The following is a 15,674-nucleotide window of genomic DNA, read 5'->3' as shown; positions in this document are numbered from 1 at the left end:
CATCGATTACACAGCCTCTATCATCTCGCTTTGTAACATCTTTGTTAAGATGTCTACATATTCAATATATTCAATCTCTTACTCGACTAACTTTTCTCCCCTCGCTCAAAAGCGAAATTAGCTATAGAAAGCATTCAGTAAGAAATGATCTAGCAGAAAGAAATGATCTAGCAAAGAGACGGTTGAACCCAAAGCAGTGATCGCTTGCTTAGGGTTGCTTAACGACGCTATCGAAGATTAACCCTCCTCCGAGTAGCGCTAGCCAAAAGCAACTAGCTAAGAACCTCTGTCTCTCGCTCGATACAACCTTTGTTCCCTTCCACTTTTACCGCCACTAACGGAGACGTTTGTCTATGCTGCGCTTGGAAAATATCAGCAAGATCTATCCCACCGGAGAAGTTCTAAAAGCTGTGAGTTGGGAAGTTAAACCCGGTGAGCGTATTGGGCTAGTTGGCGTGAATGGTGCAGGTAAATCCACTCAGCTTAAAATTATTAAAGGTGAGATAGAACCCACAACCGGGTCGATTATTCGACCTAGCGGACTGCATATCGCTGCACTTAACCAGGAGTTTGAGGTTGATCCCCGCCGCACCGTCCGCGAAGAATTCTGGACGGTTTTCAAAGAAGCTAACAAGATCCAGCACGATCTAGCAGAGATTCCGATCAAAATGGAAAGTGCTAGTCCTAAAGAATTAGACAAGCTAATCAACCTATTAGATAAGCGACAACGGCAGTTCGAAGCGTTAGATGGCTACGGCCTAGAAGCGCGGATTGAAAAGATTCTGCCAGAGATGGGATTTGATAGCGATGCTGGTGAACGACTCGTGAGCTCCTACAGTGGCGGTTGGCAAATGCGAATGGGTCTTGGCAAGGTTCTTCTACAATCACCTGATCTGCTCCTACTCGACGAGCCGACTAACCACCTGGACCTTGAGACTATTGAGTGGCTAGAGACCTATCTAAAAGGGCTAACGATCCCTATGGTAATTGTCTCTCATGATAGAGAGTTTCTTGATCGTCTTTGCACTTCTATTGTTGAAACAGAGCGCGGGATCTCGACTACATATCTAGGGAACTACAGTGCTTATATCGCCCAAAAAGCAGAGAATCAAGCGGCTCAGCTTAGCACCTACGAACGGCAACAAAAGGAACTAACCAAACAGCAGACGTTTGTAGACAAGTTCAGGGCTAGTGCTACTCGTAGTACCCAAGCTAAAAGTAGAGAAAAGCTGCTTGCCAAGGTGGAAAGAGTCGAAGCGCCTGTTGCTGACCTGCGAGGACTACAGTTTCAGTTTCAGCCTGCACCCCGTAGCGGACGAGAAGTTGTGACTATTAGCGATATGACTCATAGCTATGGAGACAAAATCTTGTTTCTAGGCGCTGATCTAGAAGTAGAAAGAGGCGATCGCATTGCTTTTGTGGGGCCTAATGGTGCGGGCAAATCCACTTTGCTACGTCTGATTACTGGGATCGAATCATCAGACGATGGCAGCGTTACTATGGGCAGCCACAACGTGATCCCCGGTTATTTTGAGCAAAATCAGGCCGAAGCTCTCGACTTGCACAAGACTGTTATTCAGACGATTCATGACGAAGTTCCTGATTGGAAAAATGAAGAAGTGCGTACGCTACTGGGTCGGTTTTTATTCAGTGGCGACGCTGCTTTCAAAAAAGTAGAGGCGCTAAGTGGGGGCGAAAAAGCTCGTCTAGCCTTGGCAAAAATGCTCTTGCAGCCTGCCAATTTACTGATTCTAGATGAGCCTACGAACCATCTAGATATCCCAGCAAAGGAAATGTTAGAAACCGCCCTCAAGAACTACGACGGTACAGCCCTTATCGTCTCTCACGATCGCTACTTCATCTCTCAAGTAGCGAACAAAATAGTTGAAATTAGAGACGGTGAACTTAAAGCCTATCAAGGTGACTATCACTACTACCTAGACAAGATTGCTGAGGAAAAAGAACGGGCAAGACTAGAGCAGATAGAAGCTGAAAAAGCGGCTAAGGCTGCAGCTAGACGCCAAAAGCAAAGAGAAAAGCAGCGGCAAAAGCAAATAGCCCAGTCAGCCGCTAAAAGGACATAACGACTGTAAAAAGTCGCGCTCAGTCTTAGCTATAGTTATCACCGAGTGATTGCCGAGTGCGCCTACCTCATTTTCAATTATTAATTATTACAAGAGGCCTACTTTATTTTTAGGAGAGACTCATGTTAAATGTTTAGTTATATACACTTAGGGTTGTGCTCTTATCATTTCGTACAACCGGAGCGATCACGTACAACCGGGCAATCACGTAGTAGCGACGCTGCCTTGGCATTAAATTCACTATAAAACAAGTCGATCAAAAATATTAAATTCAAACTTAGCTGGCGGGAGATGGAGTTACCTTAAGACTTCAGATACGACTTCGTGTCCTCATCACTCATGTTCACATCCTAGGTGAACAACATTGAGGCAGATAGTAAGCGAGCTAGTGCAGTCAAGATTTTTCTTAGATTGACTTGTTCGGACTAATCCTACTAAGTCGTGATGGTTTTAGCCTGTGGGTTCATTGCTGGGACTTCACCTAAATCGTCTATCAGCCTACCTACCGAGTAGCTCATAGATGAATGGCTCATAGGTGATAGACAATTCAGTAGCTATCAACTAGCTAACTTGATAGTAGCCCTGAACCTAATTCACCCTTGCTGCTAGTTCCTGCCCTTGGCGATCCCATTGTTCCCAGCGGCGTTACATCGTAGCTTCTATCACTATCATCATTGTTGCCCAGTTGAGTGCCGCTTAATAGATAAAAGAGCGATTCTCTAGTCAGCTTTTGATCACTCCATATTCTCACTGTTGCTAACTGCAGAGGTTTTTTTGGTATGGCAGACTCGCCTATTTCCCCAATGGTATTAGTCATCCTCGATGGATGGGGCTGCCGAGATGACCGTGATGGTAACGCCATTAGCCATGCCAGTACACCGGTTGTGGATAGTTTGTGGGATACCTATCCTAAAGCGAAAATCAACACATCCGGCAGATATGTTGGGTTGCCCAAAGGACAGATGGGCAATTCAGAAGTTGGCCACCTCAATATTGGTGCAGGCCGAGTAGTTCCTCAAGAGTTAGTCCGCATCTCTAACGCGGTAGAAGATGGCAGTCTTGAAGAGAATTTAGACCTGCTAAAGGTATGTCAGAAAGTAGCCTATACAGGTAGCAAGCTTCACTTGATAGGACTGTGTTCAGATGGGGGTGTACATGCGCACTTAGACCATCTAATCGGTCTTATAGAGATGGCAAAGCGTCAGGGTGTTGAAGATGTCTGTATTCATGCGGTCACGGACGGACGCGATACAAAGCCTACAGACGGTGAATTTGCCCTCACGAAGCTACAAGATGCAATAGATCGCATCGGTGTTGGCAAGATTGTTACCCTTAGCGGTCGCTACTACGCGATGGACCGTGATAATCGCTGGGATCGCGTAGAAAAGGCTTACCGAGTCATGACTGAAAATGGCGATCGCTTCCCTGAAGACCCCTCTGCCCTAGCGGCGCTGAAAGCTTCATACGAACAAGGTATAAACGATGAATTTGTCGAACCTATTCGTTTAGCACCCGGAGCGATTGAGCCTGGGGATGGGGTTATCTTTTTCAACTTTCGGCCCGACCGGGCTCGTGAGCTGACCCAGGCGTTTGTCATGCGCGAATTTAGAGGCTTTGAGCGTGATCCGATCTTGCCACTGAGTTTTGTGACGATGACACAGTATGATCCCTCACTACCGGTCGGTGTTGCTTTCAAGCCACAAAGTCTCGACAACATCTTGGGGCAGGTCGTTTCAGATCATGGACTCAAGCAGTTTCGTACGGCCGAGACTGAGAAATACGCTCACGTAACTTACTTCTTTAATGGGGGCTTAGAAGATCCATTTCCTGGAGAAGACAGAGAGCTAGTGCCTAGCCCGATGGTGGCAACCTATGACAAAGATCCCAAAATGTCAGCTAAAAGAGTGACAGATGTAGCGATCGCAGCGGTTGACAAACGCAAGTATTCTTTGATTGTGATCAACTACGCTAATCCCGATATGGTGGGACACACTGGCAACATGGAGGCGACGATCACAGCCCTAGAGGCGGTCGATACAGAAGTTGGAAGGCTTGTCTCTGCGGTAGGTAAAGCCGGTGGTACTTCAATCATCATTGCGGATCATGGCAATGCTGAATACATGCATGACGAAGAGGGTCGTCCATGGACGGCGCATACCACTAATCCGGTGCCGTTTATTCTAGTAGAAGGGGAAGGGCTCAAAATTCCCGGTCATGGCGCAGAAGTACAGATCAGGCAGGAGGAAGGCTGTTTGGCAGATATTGCGCCCACTATTCTACAGATCTTGCAGTTGCCCATTCCTGAAGATATGACCGGACAGTCAATGATTTTGCAGGCAAAAGCTGAGTACAAGCAGAGCCGGACACCCGTGAAGGTATCTTTACAGCGGTAAGGGTCTCTTCTATTGAAGGAGCGCTATCAGCTTGCCTATGTTTTGCGATAGACTAAAGCACACCGCCGCATATAGGTTTCCCCATGACAGTTACGGTTATTAGAGTTATTTGGGCGATCGCAGCCGTTGGGGTCTGCGTCTTGGTCCTATTACACAGTCCTAAAGGCGACGGACTAGGTGCTCTAGGGGGTCAGGCGCAGCTTTTTACTAGTACAAAGAGCGCTGAAGAAACCTTGAATAGAGCCACTTGGCTATTGACTATTGTGTTTATGGCGTTAACGGTTGTTCTAAGCGGTGGCTGGCTCGATACAGTCGCTCAATAGATTTGGGCTATCTAGAACGTGATTGTGAAAGGACGCTCGTAGATAGAAAACCAATAGATAGAAAACCAATCGCAAATAGAGCTAGTCAAGTTAGCTGTTGTCGTTGAGTAGGCTACTGAGCTAGCCATCAGTCACTTGAATGATTTTGATATCGTGGTTGGTGATCAGTGAGGTTAGCTGACGCTGACGCTTACCTGTTTCGATAAGGGCTTGTCTAGCCTTGTTGATAATTATTTGCTCTTGGTTGGTTGGATGATCTCGATCGGCGATCGCTCCTCCTATTTTCACACTCACAGCGACCATTGACTCATCGGCTAGTTTCAGTGGCTCCTGAGTCAGCGCAGTTTGTAAGGTCTCCCCGTACTGCCGCAGGCCACTTTTATCTTTGCCAGTGAGCACACACCAGAACTCTGCTCCTTCAGGCGCTGTGCTATCGCAATATAGCCAAGTATCGACCGTGACATTCCTGCGGATGATGTTGGCGACTGCTTCATCTAATAATTTATCCTGTTGCTTAGTCGTACTCACTTCGCCCAAAGGCTCTTTGCGATGGGCTTCTAAGATGAGTAGCCCAATCGAGTCAAACTTAGAATTTCCAGGCTGTAGCTTCATTTGTTGGATCAGAGCGGACAGCGTTTGAGCAAGAACTCTTGAAGAGACTAGTCCCGTATTGTTATCGATTAGCCCTAACGCTTGCAAAAGATTCTGATGGCTTTGACGAAGTGTATCGGTATTGTGATCGCGATTAGCAAGTGTGTGATCCCGCTCTTGCAACTGCTCTTCTAGTGCCGCGGTCTGCTTTTGCGCCCGAGCAACTCGCCAACCTCTTTTGATTAGAGACGGCAGTAGGACGAGTAGACCAATCAAAACGCCAATTGCTAGCGTAGTGAGCAGCAAGAGCGCTAGGGAAAACTGAAACTGCTCTACCAGCAGGTGGACTTCTACTATGGTGTTATTTTGAAGGGCAAACGCGATCGCTAGAAAAGCAATCACAATCGCGACAATGATTAGCAGCGGCATATCACAAAAGTCCTGCGCAAAGACTCTTCTAGCCTAGCAGGGAGGGCTTAACCTTTGATCTACTTAACCTTTCTAAAAGCTATCACTACCCTAAGCGGCATCCACTCGAGGAGAATATCTACAGTGCTGGCATCATATAAGGAATGAGTCGAGACGGCAGTTGATTCAATGCATTTTGCTGGCCAGCAAGACCGCCATACTTGTAGTGAAATCGCAAGTTCCTTAGGATCACAGCGAGTATAGGTTGGAAAAGCGGCGATGCTTCCGTCAAACACCCAATTGATTGAATATAGCTATGCAACGCCTTTTGTAGCGCGTCAGCTATCTCGTCTTCAGGCTCATCTTCAGGGGTAACTTCTACCATTTGCATGTACACATCACCTAGGCAATGGTAGATGGTAGCTGTGTCTGTATCACTCAAAATGCTGCGATCCTTAGCAGTTTTAAGCGCAGCGTTGAAAGCGGCGATCGCATTCCGCTGATAAATAGTTTTTTCAGTCCGTTCGACGATATCTTCTTTGGATAAATCCCAGTAAGCCAAAGCCAAGTTGTTGTAGGTAACTGCGCAGGCTGCTGGATCACTTTCGCAGGTACGGTAGACAAGTGCCGCCTGGTAAGCAGTGATTGCCTGTTCATACAGAGCTATTGATGATTCACGCTTTGCTAGACTCCAGCAGGCAATGCCTAGGTTGTTTTGTACGGCCGCATAGTCAAGATCGCGCGCTCCTGAATCATAGCTTTGTAGCGCTGCTTGGTAGGCGCGGATCGCCAAGCGCAAGTGCTGATCGGTTTGATCGTGGTGAGATAGCTTCCAGTAGCTTGAACCGAGGCTGTTGTATAGCGTCGCCTGTTCTCGAGGCGTATGCGCGTGCGAACCTAGCGTAATAGCCTGGTTGTAGGCAGCAATCGCCTGCTGAAGGCAAAAAACAGGATATCTATAGGACGCTAAGAGGCTATACACTGCGCCAACGTTGCTGTATATCTGACCGGCCATAGTGGGATCTTGCTGCTCTAGCGCCTGTGAGTAAAACTGAGTGCTATAGACCATACAGTCAGCTATCCGCTGCGGATCGCTCAGTTGCTGAGCTTTCAGCCAATAGAGAGTCCCTAGATCGTTCAAGCAGCTAGCTAGGCCAAAACGTTCACCTTCTGCGTCTTCCCTCATTCCATCTGTCAGTGCCCCCTGCGACTCCAAGCACTGTAGACCTGCTTCATAAGCAGCGATCGCAGACTCGATTGTAGCTAACGTGTGATCGCCCGATTCGATTAACCTCCGATGCTGATAACCAACCGAGAAATGCTCATCTGCCCGCTTCTGCCAGTTGAGCCAGTCGGACTTATTTGTAGACGAGTCGCTGTCAGCTTGGGAAGATATCGACTGAGGGTTCGAACTCAAAACATCAACAGAGGCCCCCGCTATAGAACCAGCCACAAACCCAGTCGCAACGTTCGTAGCAGTACCCGCTTCAATCTCCTCACAGTCGTCTGTCTCTCCATGTAATCGAGCAATTATCTGTGTAGATTGTTCATTCCGGTTGGCGAAAAAGCTATCAGCCGTCGCTAGTGACCCCTCTGCTTGCGAATCGATCAGCTGCAGAGTATCAGCTTGCTGAGCAGTCAATATTTCTGTCTTTTCAGTCTTTGATGGATAGTTCGAGTAGGCAGGGGTGGGCGTTGGATCACTGACGAACTCATACACCCCATTACGCCACTGCCAAAACTCGGGCGCAGACGCTTGCATAGTACGTAGCCAGGGCCAAGACACCCAAATGAGTAGACTTGTCTCAAGTTTGGGTAGAAGGGTGTCTATTGTGTTTAGCGATCGCAAAAAGTAATTTTGAGTGATAGCAGGCTGGCGTGTCATCTGCTCAATGCCTAGCACCTGTAGCTGGCTTAGCTGTCTGCCGCTCTGCTCTATCTGGCTCATCCGACGGGCAACCTGTCGCGGCAGATGAGCATCATTAGGCTCGAATTTCAGTCGGCCAATAGTGTTCGCTCCTGGTTTTGTCGTAATCGCACCAAAACTATCGAAGCCAGTGCCTTCAAAGGACGCTTTGCTATTGAACATACTGTCGCCTTCTAGCTGTGTGGCCAACTGCTCTTGCAAAGCGACGCTATCACACACAGCAATCAGAAGCTGCCTACGTAAGTTCAAGCGCAGCGCAGATCTAAGCGTCTGATATGCCTGTTGGTTGATCCCTAGAAGCCGACGGGACTTAGGTTGAACTGCAATCATAGCGATGCGAAGATAGATGACCTAGCAAACATAAGCTCTATGAACCCAAGTGAATATCCCAAGTGAATATACTGGATAGTACGTACGAGGCTCTATAGATCGAGTGACTATACAGATGCCTATGCATCTATAGACCTAATGAACCTGCATGTCACTACAGATTAGAAGGCTCAATATCTCTACCGGAAGGGGAGCATGACCTCCCACTGTTTTCGAGCCGAGTCCTCACCTTTAGGAACAACTAGATATCCCACTGAAACTGCTATGCTCTTAAGTACTTAATCATAAGTAAACTAATCCATCTGCCGCTGCTGGGTGCATAGTCACCGCTCTTTTTTGTTCATTTCTTCAGTAAATGCCGCTTTCTGTCGCTACTTCATCTATTCGTCAGCATCAGCATCCCCTCGTCCGTCAGCTGGCTGAGGGCATAGAAGCCTGCTGGCAGCAGTTAGAGCTTTCTCCCTGCTACCTACCAGAAGATCTAGGCTATGTAGAGGGCAAGCTCGAAGGTGAAAAGCTCGTTATTGAAAATCGCTGCTATCAGACACCTCAGTTTAGAAAGATGCATCTAGAGCTTGCAAAAATTGGCAAGAATTTGGATATTTTGCACTGTGTGATGTTTCCACGTCCAGAGTACGAACTGCCGATTTTTGGCTGTGACATCGTCAGCGGTAGAGGGCAGATTAGTGCAGCGATTGTTGATCTCTCAGCAGCGACTGCTACGGGTAACTTGACCGCCGAATATAACAGTCAGCTCTCCAACCTAGCTCAGACTAGCTATAGTCAGCCTAGAGACCTACCTGAGTGGGGAAAGCGGATCTTTTCAGAGTTTTGTTGCTTTGTGAAGCCCACAAGCCTTGCTGAGGAGCAACAGTTTTTAGTGCAAACTAAAGCCTATCTAAGTATTCACGTACAAAGAGCGCTGAGTAAGATGCCGACACCAGAGCGCCGAACTGATTTGCTAGATCGACAGCGCTATTACTGCAGACAGCAACAGAAAAACGATAAGACACGCCGTGTCCTAGAAAAAGCGTTCGATCCTCAGTGGGCTGAGCGCTACATGACAACCGTACTATTTGATCTACCAGAGGCATAGGACAAGGGCTGTGGGGCAAGGGCTGCAAGAAAGGCATGAAGAAAGAAGCGACATCTATATGTCGACACCAGCAGCAGCTACTGGCCAGTTGATTGTGGTAGCGGGTCCTAGTGGGGTTGGGAAAGGAACATTGCTAGCTCATTTGCGCGATCGCCACCCTGATCTTCGAGTCTCGATCTCGGCGACGACGCGTCAGCCTAGACCTGGAGAAGTTGATGGCCAGCACTACTACTTTGTCAGTAGGGCTAAGTTTGAAGAGATGATTGCCCAAGGTGAGCTACTAGAGTGGGCAGAGTTCGCTCAGAACTACTACGGTACGCCCAAAAGACCTATTAAAGAGGCGATCGCTGCAGGTGAGCGAATTGTTTTAGAAATTGAGCTAATCGGAGCGCGTCAGATCAGAGAGAGCTTTCCAGAGGCGAAGCAGATCTTTGTGTTACCACCTAGCGTAGCGGCGCTAGAAGCGCGAATTCGTAGCAGGGGCCAAGATAATGAGCCCGCGATCGCCAGACGTTTAGCCCAATCGAAAGTAGAGCTAGCCGCTGCCGATGAATTTGACTATCAGATCGTCAACGACAGCCTAGAAACTGCGCTCAAAGATCTAGAAATCGCTCTCTTCAGCTAGGTTATAGAGGCTAGCTAGGCCATAGAGAAAAATGGGAAAATTTTACGTCCCTGTCTATTCGCGTTATTCCTATTGACGCTGTATACCTGTACGCCAGCGGCAACAATAGAGATGGTCAAACCAACAAACCATCTATCAGTGGCGACAATCAGTGTTTAGCCCAGGCAAGTATTTGCTCTGTCGGCTTAGCGCAAGCTACCCAGCAAACCCGTCTGTAAACCTAGCCTATAGGTAGATGTTGGCAGCAGAAAGGGACCTGTGCTAGCGGGTGCTTGGGATTTCGCTTTATATTGTGGATGCTGCTTTTGAAATGTCGCTGCTGTATGACAAGCTCGATTCCCACCCCCGAACATATTCGACTGCAAGAGAGTCAAGCACAGCCCGGAAGAAACTGGAAGAAATGGGGCCCCTACCTCAGCGAAAGACAATGGGGTACCGTGCGCGAAGACTATAGCGCACATGGCAACGCCTGGGATTATTTTCCGCATGAGCAGGCCAGATCTAGAGCTTATCGTTGGGGTGAAGATGGCATCTTAGGCATCTGTGACGATCGCCAGCAGCTCTGCTTTGCCCTCTCTATGTGGAACACTCGCGACCCCATTTTGAAGGAGCGATTCTTTGGCCTTACCGGCAATGAGGGCAATCACGCTGAAGATGTCAAAGAGTACTATTTTTACCTCGACAGTACGCCAACGCATTCTTATATGAAGGCGTTGTACAAATACCCGCAGATAGCCTTTCCCTATCAGCAGCTATTAGAAGAGAATCAGCAGCGCGATCGCCTACAGCCAGAGTATGAACTGATAGATACGGGCGTGTTTGAAGATGATCGTTACTTTGATGTTCAGATTGAATATGCCAAAGCCGACACCGAAGACATTCTGATTCTCATATCTGTCACCAACTGGGCGGATACGACTGCCGACTTACACCTACTGCCTACCCTATGGTTTCGCAATACCTGGACATGGCAAACCGATACCGTTAAACCGACAATCAAAGTCAAAGAATCGAACAGTACTTACTCGATTCTAGAAACTCATCATCCTGAACTAGGACAAAGCTGGCTATATTGCCAATCGCCAGCTGCTCAATCTGAACAAATTTCATCTAGTTCAACTTCACTCGATCAATGGATACCTTTAGGAGAGAACGCAGACGAACTTTCTCTGAAGAACAATCTTCTATTTACTGAAAACGAAACGAACAAAGAGCTACTCTTTGATGTCTCTAACGCTTCTCCCTATGTGAAAGATGCCTTTCATCGTTACTTAATCGAGCAAGATACAGCAGCGGTCAATCCCGACCAGATCGGAACAAAATCAGCCGTTCACTATTCGCTTACACTTAATCCTGGCGAAACTCAACAGCTCAAGCTGAGACTCGCTAACTCGCCAACTATAGAGGACCCGCTAGGCAGCAGCTTTGATCAGACATTCGATTTGCGACAGATTGAGGCTGATAAGTTTTACCATCAAGTCTCTCCGGATGTGCATACTGCCGACTTGCGAAACGTCCAGCGTCAGGCATTTGCTGGGATGATGTGGACCAAGCAATATTATCTGTACGACGTCAGCACCTGGCTAAAGGGCGATCCAACCACGATCAATCCGCCCACCGAACGCCAGCGCGGTCGTAACCAGCACTGGCATCATCTCGACAGTCAAGATATTCTCTCGATGCCAGATAAATGGGAGTATCCGTGGTTTGCCGCTTGGGACACAGCGTTTCACTGTATTCCGCTGGCGATGATCGATCCAGACTTTGCTAAGCAGCAGCTCGATGTTATGACCCGCGAGTGGTACATGCATCCAAACGGTCAGCTACCGGCCTATGAGTGGGCCTTTGGCGATGTGAATCCGCCTGTGCATGCCTGGGCGACCTGGAGACTGTACAAGATAGAGCGCAAGCTAACCGGAAAGAGCGATCGCCTATTCCTAGAACGCTTATTTCAAAAGCTGCTATTGAACTTTACCTGGTGGGTAAACCGCAAAGACACCGAAGGCAACAATGTTTTCGAAGGCGGCTTTCTAGGCTTGGATAATATTGGAGTATTTGATCGCAGCAAGCCACTACCGACTGGCGGCAGGCTAGAGCAAGCTGACGGCACGAGCTGGATGGCAATGTACTGCTTAGACATGCTCTCCATGTCTCTAGAGCTCGCGTTAGAAAATCCTGTCTACGAAGACATGGCGACTAAGTTCTTTGAGCATTTTATCTATATCGCCGAAGCCATGAACGCTGCTGACGAGCATGCTACGCAGCTATGGGACGAAGAAGATGGATTTTTCTATGACGTGCTGCACCTGCCCGATATGAGTCGTATGCCAATTAAGGTTCGCTCGCTAGTCGGCCTCATGCCGCTCTACGCCAACGTCACGCTAGAACCTGAACTGTTGGATCGCCTACCCGGCTTTACCGAACGATTGGAATGGTTCGAGGCCAACCGCCCTGAGCTTTCTAAGAATATGATTACCCACGGTGAAAAAGAAAACAAACGCCGTCTACTTTCTGTTGTAAAACCGGATAAACTACGTCGCATCCTAGCCAAGATGCTGAAGCCTCACGAGTTTCTAGGTCCGACAGGCATTCGGGCACTTTCACGCTTTCATGCAGACAATCCATATATCTTTGATGTCAATGGCACTATCTACCGGGTGGACTATGAACCCGCAGAATCTAGCATTGGCCTATTTGGAGGGAATTCCAACTGGCGGGGCCCAGTATGGTTTCCAACCAACTATCTGCTAATCGAATCATTGCAGCGCTATCACAAGTTTTTTGGCGATCGCTTCAAAATTCAATGCCCCTACGGTTCTGGCCCTGAGATGAATCTATGGGATGTCGCCACAAAGCTAGAAGAAAGAATGATTAGCACATTCATAAAAGACGAAAACGATCGCCGACCCGTTTATGGCAACAATGAAACTTTTCAAACTGATGAACATTGGCGTGACCATATTCTGTTTTTTGAATACTTCAATGGAGATACGGGCGAAGGTATTGGCGCTAGCCATCAGACAGGTTGGACTGGGTTAGTTGCTAAGCTGATTCACCAGTGCTGTGAGTATAGAGAAAGTAACACGTTGTAGGTATGCAGCCTTCTGAGATCGGCTAAGTCAGAGAGCTTTCTCTCATAGTTATTGACTGTAAGGCTTAGACTTTGGCGATAGCCTAGAATGACAATAGTTCTATATTCACTCACGTCATAACTGGTTGACTAAGGTAATGATTTTTTGCTGAATGAGTTGGTCAAAATGGTCTGATACTTGGCAAGACAAGGCTTTGCTATTGACTAGCAATCCCATTTCCATATTGAGTGACATAGCGTAGCCAGTGAGATTAGCGCTGGTGATAAAAAGGCGCTGACGATCTGTGATCGCAACTTTCATATGCAAAGAACCATACCGCCCTGTCTTATCTCTAGGTCTTTTCGCTTTATTCCATTCGTACACCTTTGCCCGCGCAGCAACCTCCTTACCAAGCCCAGCTTCAACCCCAAAAGGGACAGAAGTATCGCCTTCGGGTGTTTCTGCAATAATACTTACTTGAACACCGCGCTCTAAAGCCGCGATGAGGGCTTGGGTAATGGTAGGTACTTTATAAAGTGCAAAGCTCGCCAAAGTAAGCTCTTCTGAAGCGGCTCGGATAAGCTGTTTCAAAACCTGCTCTGTTCGGCGGACAGGTATTCTAGAAACTTCTGGCCCTGTCCAAACAACTTCTACCTTAAGCGCTTCCTCGGCCTGCTTCAGGCAATGCTGCACGGAGCACAAAGCTGTTGCAATAGATTCGCCGCTTAGCCTAGGACTATCTTCGTACCACACAACTAGTAGCTCTGTGAGGGTCTGACGCCAAATGGGTTTAGGTAATTGTTGAAGTAAGGGTACCCAAACTCTTTTGCTATCACTTGCCTGAGGCGTGTTGAAGAGGAACTCAGCGACAGTTGAGAGCACCGACGGTGGCAACTGTTGTGCTAGCTTGCGGACGTAGGTGAGCAGTTTGGGTGAGAGAGATTGCAAAGGACTACTTATGTTGGAAAAAGGCAAAGCTTTCGGTGATTTGATTCACCGTTGCTACGAGTAAGGCTCTGTCGAGGTATTTGTTACCGCGCTCGCAGGAAGTTTCTGGACTAAAGAGGCAGGCATGACAAGCGGAACTATGTAGAGTGCAGTCTTGCATCGGGTCATGTTCGGCGCACAGCGGATCGGAGGCACAGAGTCCAATTTGTTCGAGAGCCTGGTCGATATGTCGCCCTAATACATCAGGCTTTCCGAGGCCGACCAGTCCACCTAGAGTGCCTTCACTATCTGGCGAAGCGGTATAGATGAGAATACCCGCCATCGAAATGTCGTCTCCTCGGCGGCTGGAGTAGATGCGTTCTCGTAGGCTTGCGGCTGCGTAGCCACATTCAATAGCCATTTGACGCATGAGCGCGTGGGCAAAGGAATGCAGGAGCATGTAGCGCAGTTCTGGAAAGTTTTCAGTGGGGTTATCAATATTGCGGACTCGGCGCCATTGGGTGTGGGCAAGGTGGCTTTGTTGTTCGTAAGCTTCTAAAGCAGGATGCCGCTGTATCCAGTCGGCGATCGCATCCTCGCGAAACTGAAGAAAAATGCCCTCTCCTCGAATGTCGCTAGCCGGTACCCATGCGGGTCTTTCTCGGCTGAGCGGTGCTAAAGCAACATCATTAATATCACCGATATCGCTGAGGTCTCCAGGCGATTCAATGCGGGTAAAGCCAACTAGGGCCCTGACCTCGCGCAGTCGCTCAATCAGTACCGTTTTGGTGAAATAGCTGCCGTAGCCCGTAGGTGGCTCTTCTGGCTTTAGCCGAAAGTTGACTGTGTTCAGATCTGGATCGGCGCTCGAAAATACTTCCCACTCGGGTAGCTTCAGGTTTCTGACGTCTTCTGTTTGATCCAAATTAGAAGACTGCTGCCTTTGAATTTCTTGCCAAAGGTCTGTGTCCGAATATTGGGAGAAGGCTTTGAGCTGGCCAATTCGTCGTAAGAACTCGACTTGCGAAGCTTCGGAAATCTCTTTGAAAGTTGCCCAGTTTGCTTCGACTAGCTGGCCGAGAGAGTTGTTGGTACTGGGAATAGAAAGTACTGAGAGCGTTACTGGGAACCAGCTATTAGACGCTCCAAGCAGAATGGATTTCATTTGCTCGGAGCAGCCGTCGTCGCTGAAGTTTCGCAGATGAGGATGGCGACCTCTGCACCGGGGCATGTTTTGCTTGCCAATGCCGCCAAAGGCTTCGGCCAGTGAGCGGGATTGATTGCAGCGATCGCACTTGATAATCACGTCAGCCGCCGATCCTGAAATACCCGCTTCGAGCAGTCGCAGTCGGCCCGGGCATTCGCTTTGTCCTCGATGGATAAAGTACAGCCAAGGGAAGTCATCTAAGTGGCCCTGGTTGCACGCCACCAGAAATCTGGCGGGAATAACGGTGGGAGGATACTTGCCCGATTTGGTGCAATTAGTGTGAACATAGCGAGTTTTGTCAGGTCGATAGAGATCGTCTTTGAGGGTGAACATACTGCTGCTAAAAGGAGCCAACAACCGACAGGCCGGACAAACGCCCCAGCCAGGAAAGGGCGAGACTGGAATGCCGACTTTCGCCGCTTGACTTAGCGAGCTCACTGCGCCACCTTGGTCATTCAACGGCACGGGCGGCGGCATCAGCTTTTGCACCTGTGGGCCTAGCTCCTCACGGACGGCGGCAAGCAACCGCTCCTCCGCCAGCGGATCAGACAGGGTGGTATCCCATTCGTTTAAGCCCATGACCATGACCGAGAGATTGGGCAGGTCAACCACCGCCCCTATCCCAAAGGAGAACATAATTTGGCTGGGACGCAGCTCTCCTACTTTGTATCGTTCAGTATTCATCGTTAAGT

10 protein-coding genes are annotated in these 15,674 nt (G+C 48.5%); 6 read left to right on the top strand and 4 right to left on the bottom strand.

The window, feature by feature from the left end:
- Nucleotides 1-353: 353 nt before the first annotated feature.
- The 3 genes from S7335_RS04400 (at nucleotide 354) to secG (ending at nucleotide 4,800) form a co-directional block, all read left to right on the top strand.
- Nucleotides 354-2,084: an ABC-F family ATP-binding cassette domain-containing protein gene (locus S7335_RS04400; protein WP_006453388.1), complete on the top strand. Its 1,731-nt coding sequence runs from the start codon at nucleotides 354-356 to the stop codon at nucleotides 2,082-2,084.
- Nucleotides 2,085-2,863: 779 nt separating this feature from the next.
- Nucleotides 2,864-4,477 carry a 2,3-bisphosphoglycerate-independent phosphoglycerate mutase gene (gene gpmI, locus S7335_RS04395; protein ID WP_006455744.1) on the top strand — a complete coding sequence of 538 codons (1,614 nt, stop codon included), beginning with the start codon at nucleotides 2,864-2,866 and terminating at the stop codon, nucleotides 4,475-4,477.
- A gap of 83 nt (nucleotides 4,478-4,560) precedes the next feature.
- Nucleotides 4,561-4,800 carry a preprotein translocase subunit SecG gene (gene secG, locus S7335_RS04390; RefSeq protein ID WP_006456759.1) on the top strand — a complete coding sequence of 80 codons (240 nt, stop codon included), beginning with the start codon at nucleotides 4,561-4,563 and terminating at the stop codon, nucleotides 4,798-4,800.
- Between the two features lie 120 nt (nucleotides 4,801-4,920).
- Here the strand turns inward: secG and S7335_RS25695 are convergent, their stop codons facing one another.
- Nucleotides 4,921-5,820 carry a lipopolysaccharide assembly protein LapA domain-containing protein gene (locus S7335_RS25695; RefSeq protein WP_006453477.1) on the bottom strand — a complete coding sequence of 300 codons (900 nt, stop codon included), beginning with the start codon at nucleotides 5,818-5,820 and terminating at the stop codon, nucleotides 4,921-4,923.
- Nucleotides 5,821-5,938: 118 nt separating this feature from the next.
- The gene (locus tag S7335_RS04380) at nucleotides 5,939-8,056 is read right to left on the bottom strand and encodes a tetratricopeptide repeat protein (RefSeq protein ID WP_006456961.1); all 2,118 of its coding nucleotides are present in this window, start codon (nucleotides 8,054-8,056) and stop codon (nucleotides 5,939-5,941) included.
- Nucleotides 8,057-8,411: 355 nt separating this feature from the next.
- Here S7335_RS04380 and S7335_RS04375 point away from each other — a divergent pair, with 355 nt between their 5' ends.
- From S7335_RS04375 to S7335_RS04365, 3 genes are all read left to right on the top strand, one after another.
- On the top strand, nucleotides 8,412-9,152 hold the full coding sequence (locus S7335_RS04375; RefSeq protein ID WP_006453724.1) for a phycocyanobilin:ferredoxin oxidoreductase: 741 nt from the start codon (nucleotides 8,412-8,414) through the stop codon (nucleotides 9,150-9,152).
- Between the two features lie 58 nt (nucleotides 9,153-9,210).
- On the top strand, nucleotides 9,211-9,777 hold the full coding sequence (gmk, locus tag S7335_RS04370) for a guanylate kinase (protein ID WP_038017026.1): 567 nt from the start codon (nucleotides 9,211-9,213) through the stop codon (nucleotides 9,775-9,777).
- A gap of 323 nt (nucleotides 9,778-10,100) precedes the next feature.
- A complete protein-coding gene (locus S7335_RS04365; protein WP_006454811.1) occupies nucleotides 10,101-12,869 on the top strand; it encodes a hypothetical protein in 2,769 nt (922 codons plus the stop codon).
- 114 nt (nucleotides 12,870-12,983) lie between these two features.
- Here S7335_RS04365 and drmC read toward each other — a convergent pair whose 3' ends face one another.
- Together drmC and drmB are read right to left on the bottom strand one after the other, a co-directional pair.
- On the bottom strand, nucleotides 12,984-13,823 hold the full coding sequence (gene drmC, locus S7335_RS04360; RefSeq protein ID WP_198011346.1) for a DISARM system phospholipase D-like protein DrmC: 840 nt from the start codon (nucleotides 13,821-13,823) through the stop codon (nucleotides 12,984-12,986).
- Nucleotides 13,801-15,666: a DUF1998 domain-containing protein gene (drmB, locus tag S7335_RS04355; RefSeq protein ID WP_006457014.1), complete on the bottom strand. Its 1,866-nt coding sequence runs from the start codon at nucleotides 15,664-15,666 to the stop codon at nucleotides 13,801-13,803. The genes drmC and drmB overlap by 23 nt, the downstream gene beginning before the upstream one ends.
- Nucleotides 15,667-15,674 lie beyond the last annotated feature (8 nt).

This window comes from Synechococcus sp. PCC 7335, from assembly GCF_000155595.1.
Lineage (GTDB): Bacteria > Cyanobacteriota > Cyanobacteriia > Phormidesmidales > Phormidesmidaceae > Phormidesmis.
The sequence above is the reverse complement of the archived record's forward strand: the minus strand, read 5'-3'. Positions and strand labels throughout refer to the sequence as shown.

What these genes read in the sequence shown, in the direction of transcription:
- S7335_RS04400 (WP_006453388.1), top strand. Translation starts at nt 354, where the DNA reads ATGCTGCGCTTGGAAAATATCAGCAAGATCTATCCCACCGGAGAAGTT.
- gpmI (WP_006455744.1), top strand. Translation starts at nt 2,864, where the DNA reads ATGGCAGACTCGCCTATTTCCCCAATGGTATTAGTCATCCTCGATGGA.
- secG (WP_006456759.1), top strand. Translation starts at nt 4,561, where the DNA reads ATGACAGTTACGGTTATTAGAGTTATTTGGGCGATCGCAGCCGTTGGG.
- S7335_RS25695 (WP_006453477.1), bottom strand. Translation starts at nt 5,820, where the DNA reads ATGCCGCTGCTAATCATTGTCGCGATTGTGATTGCTTTTCTAGCGATC.
- S7335_RS04380 (WP_006456961.1), bottom strand. Translation starts at nt 8,056, where the DNA reads ATGATTGCAGTTCAACCTAAGTCCCGTCGGCTTCTAGGGATCAACCAA.
- S7335_RS04375 (WP_006453724.1), top strand. Translation starts at nt 8,412, where the DNA reads ATGCCGCTTTCTGTCGCTACTTCATCTATTCGTCAGCATCAGCATCCC.
- gmk (WP_038017026.1), top strand. Translation starts at nt 9,211, where the DNA reads ATGTCGACACCAGCAGCAGCTACTGGCCAGTTGATTGTGGTAGCGGGT.
- S7335_RS04365 (WP_006454811.1), top strand. Translation starts at nt 10,101, where the DNA reads ATGACAAGCTCGATTCCCACCCCCGAACATATTCGACTGCAAGAGAGT.
- drmB (WP_006457014.1), bottom strand. Translation starts at nt 15,666, where the DNA reads ATGAATACTGAACGATACAAAGTAGGAGAGCTGCGTCCCAGCCAAATT.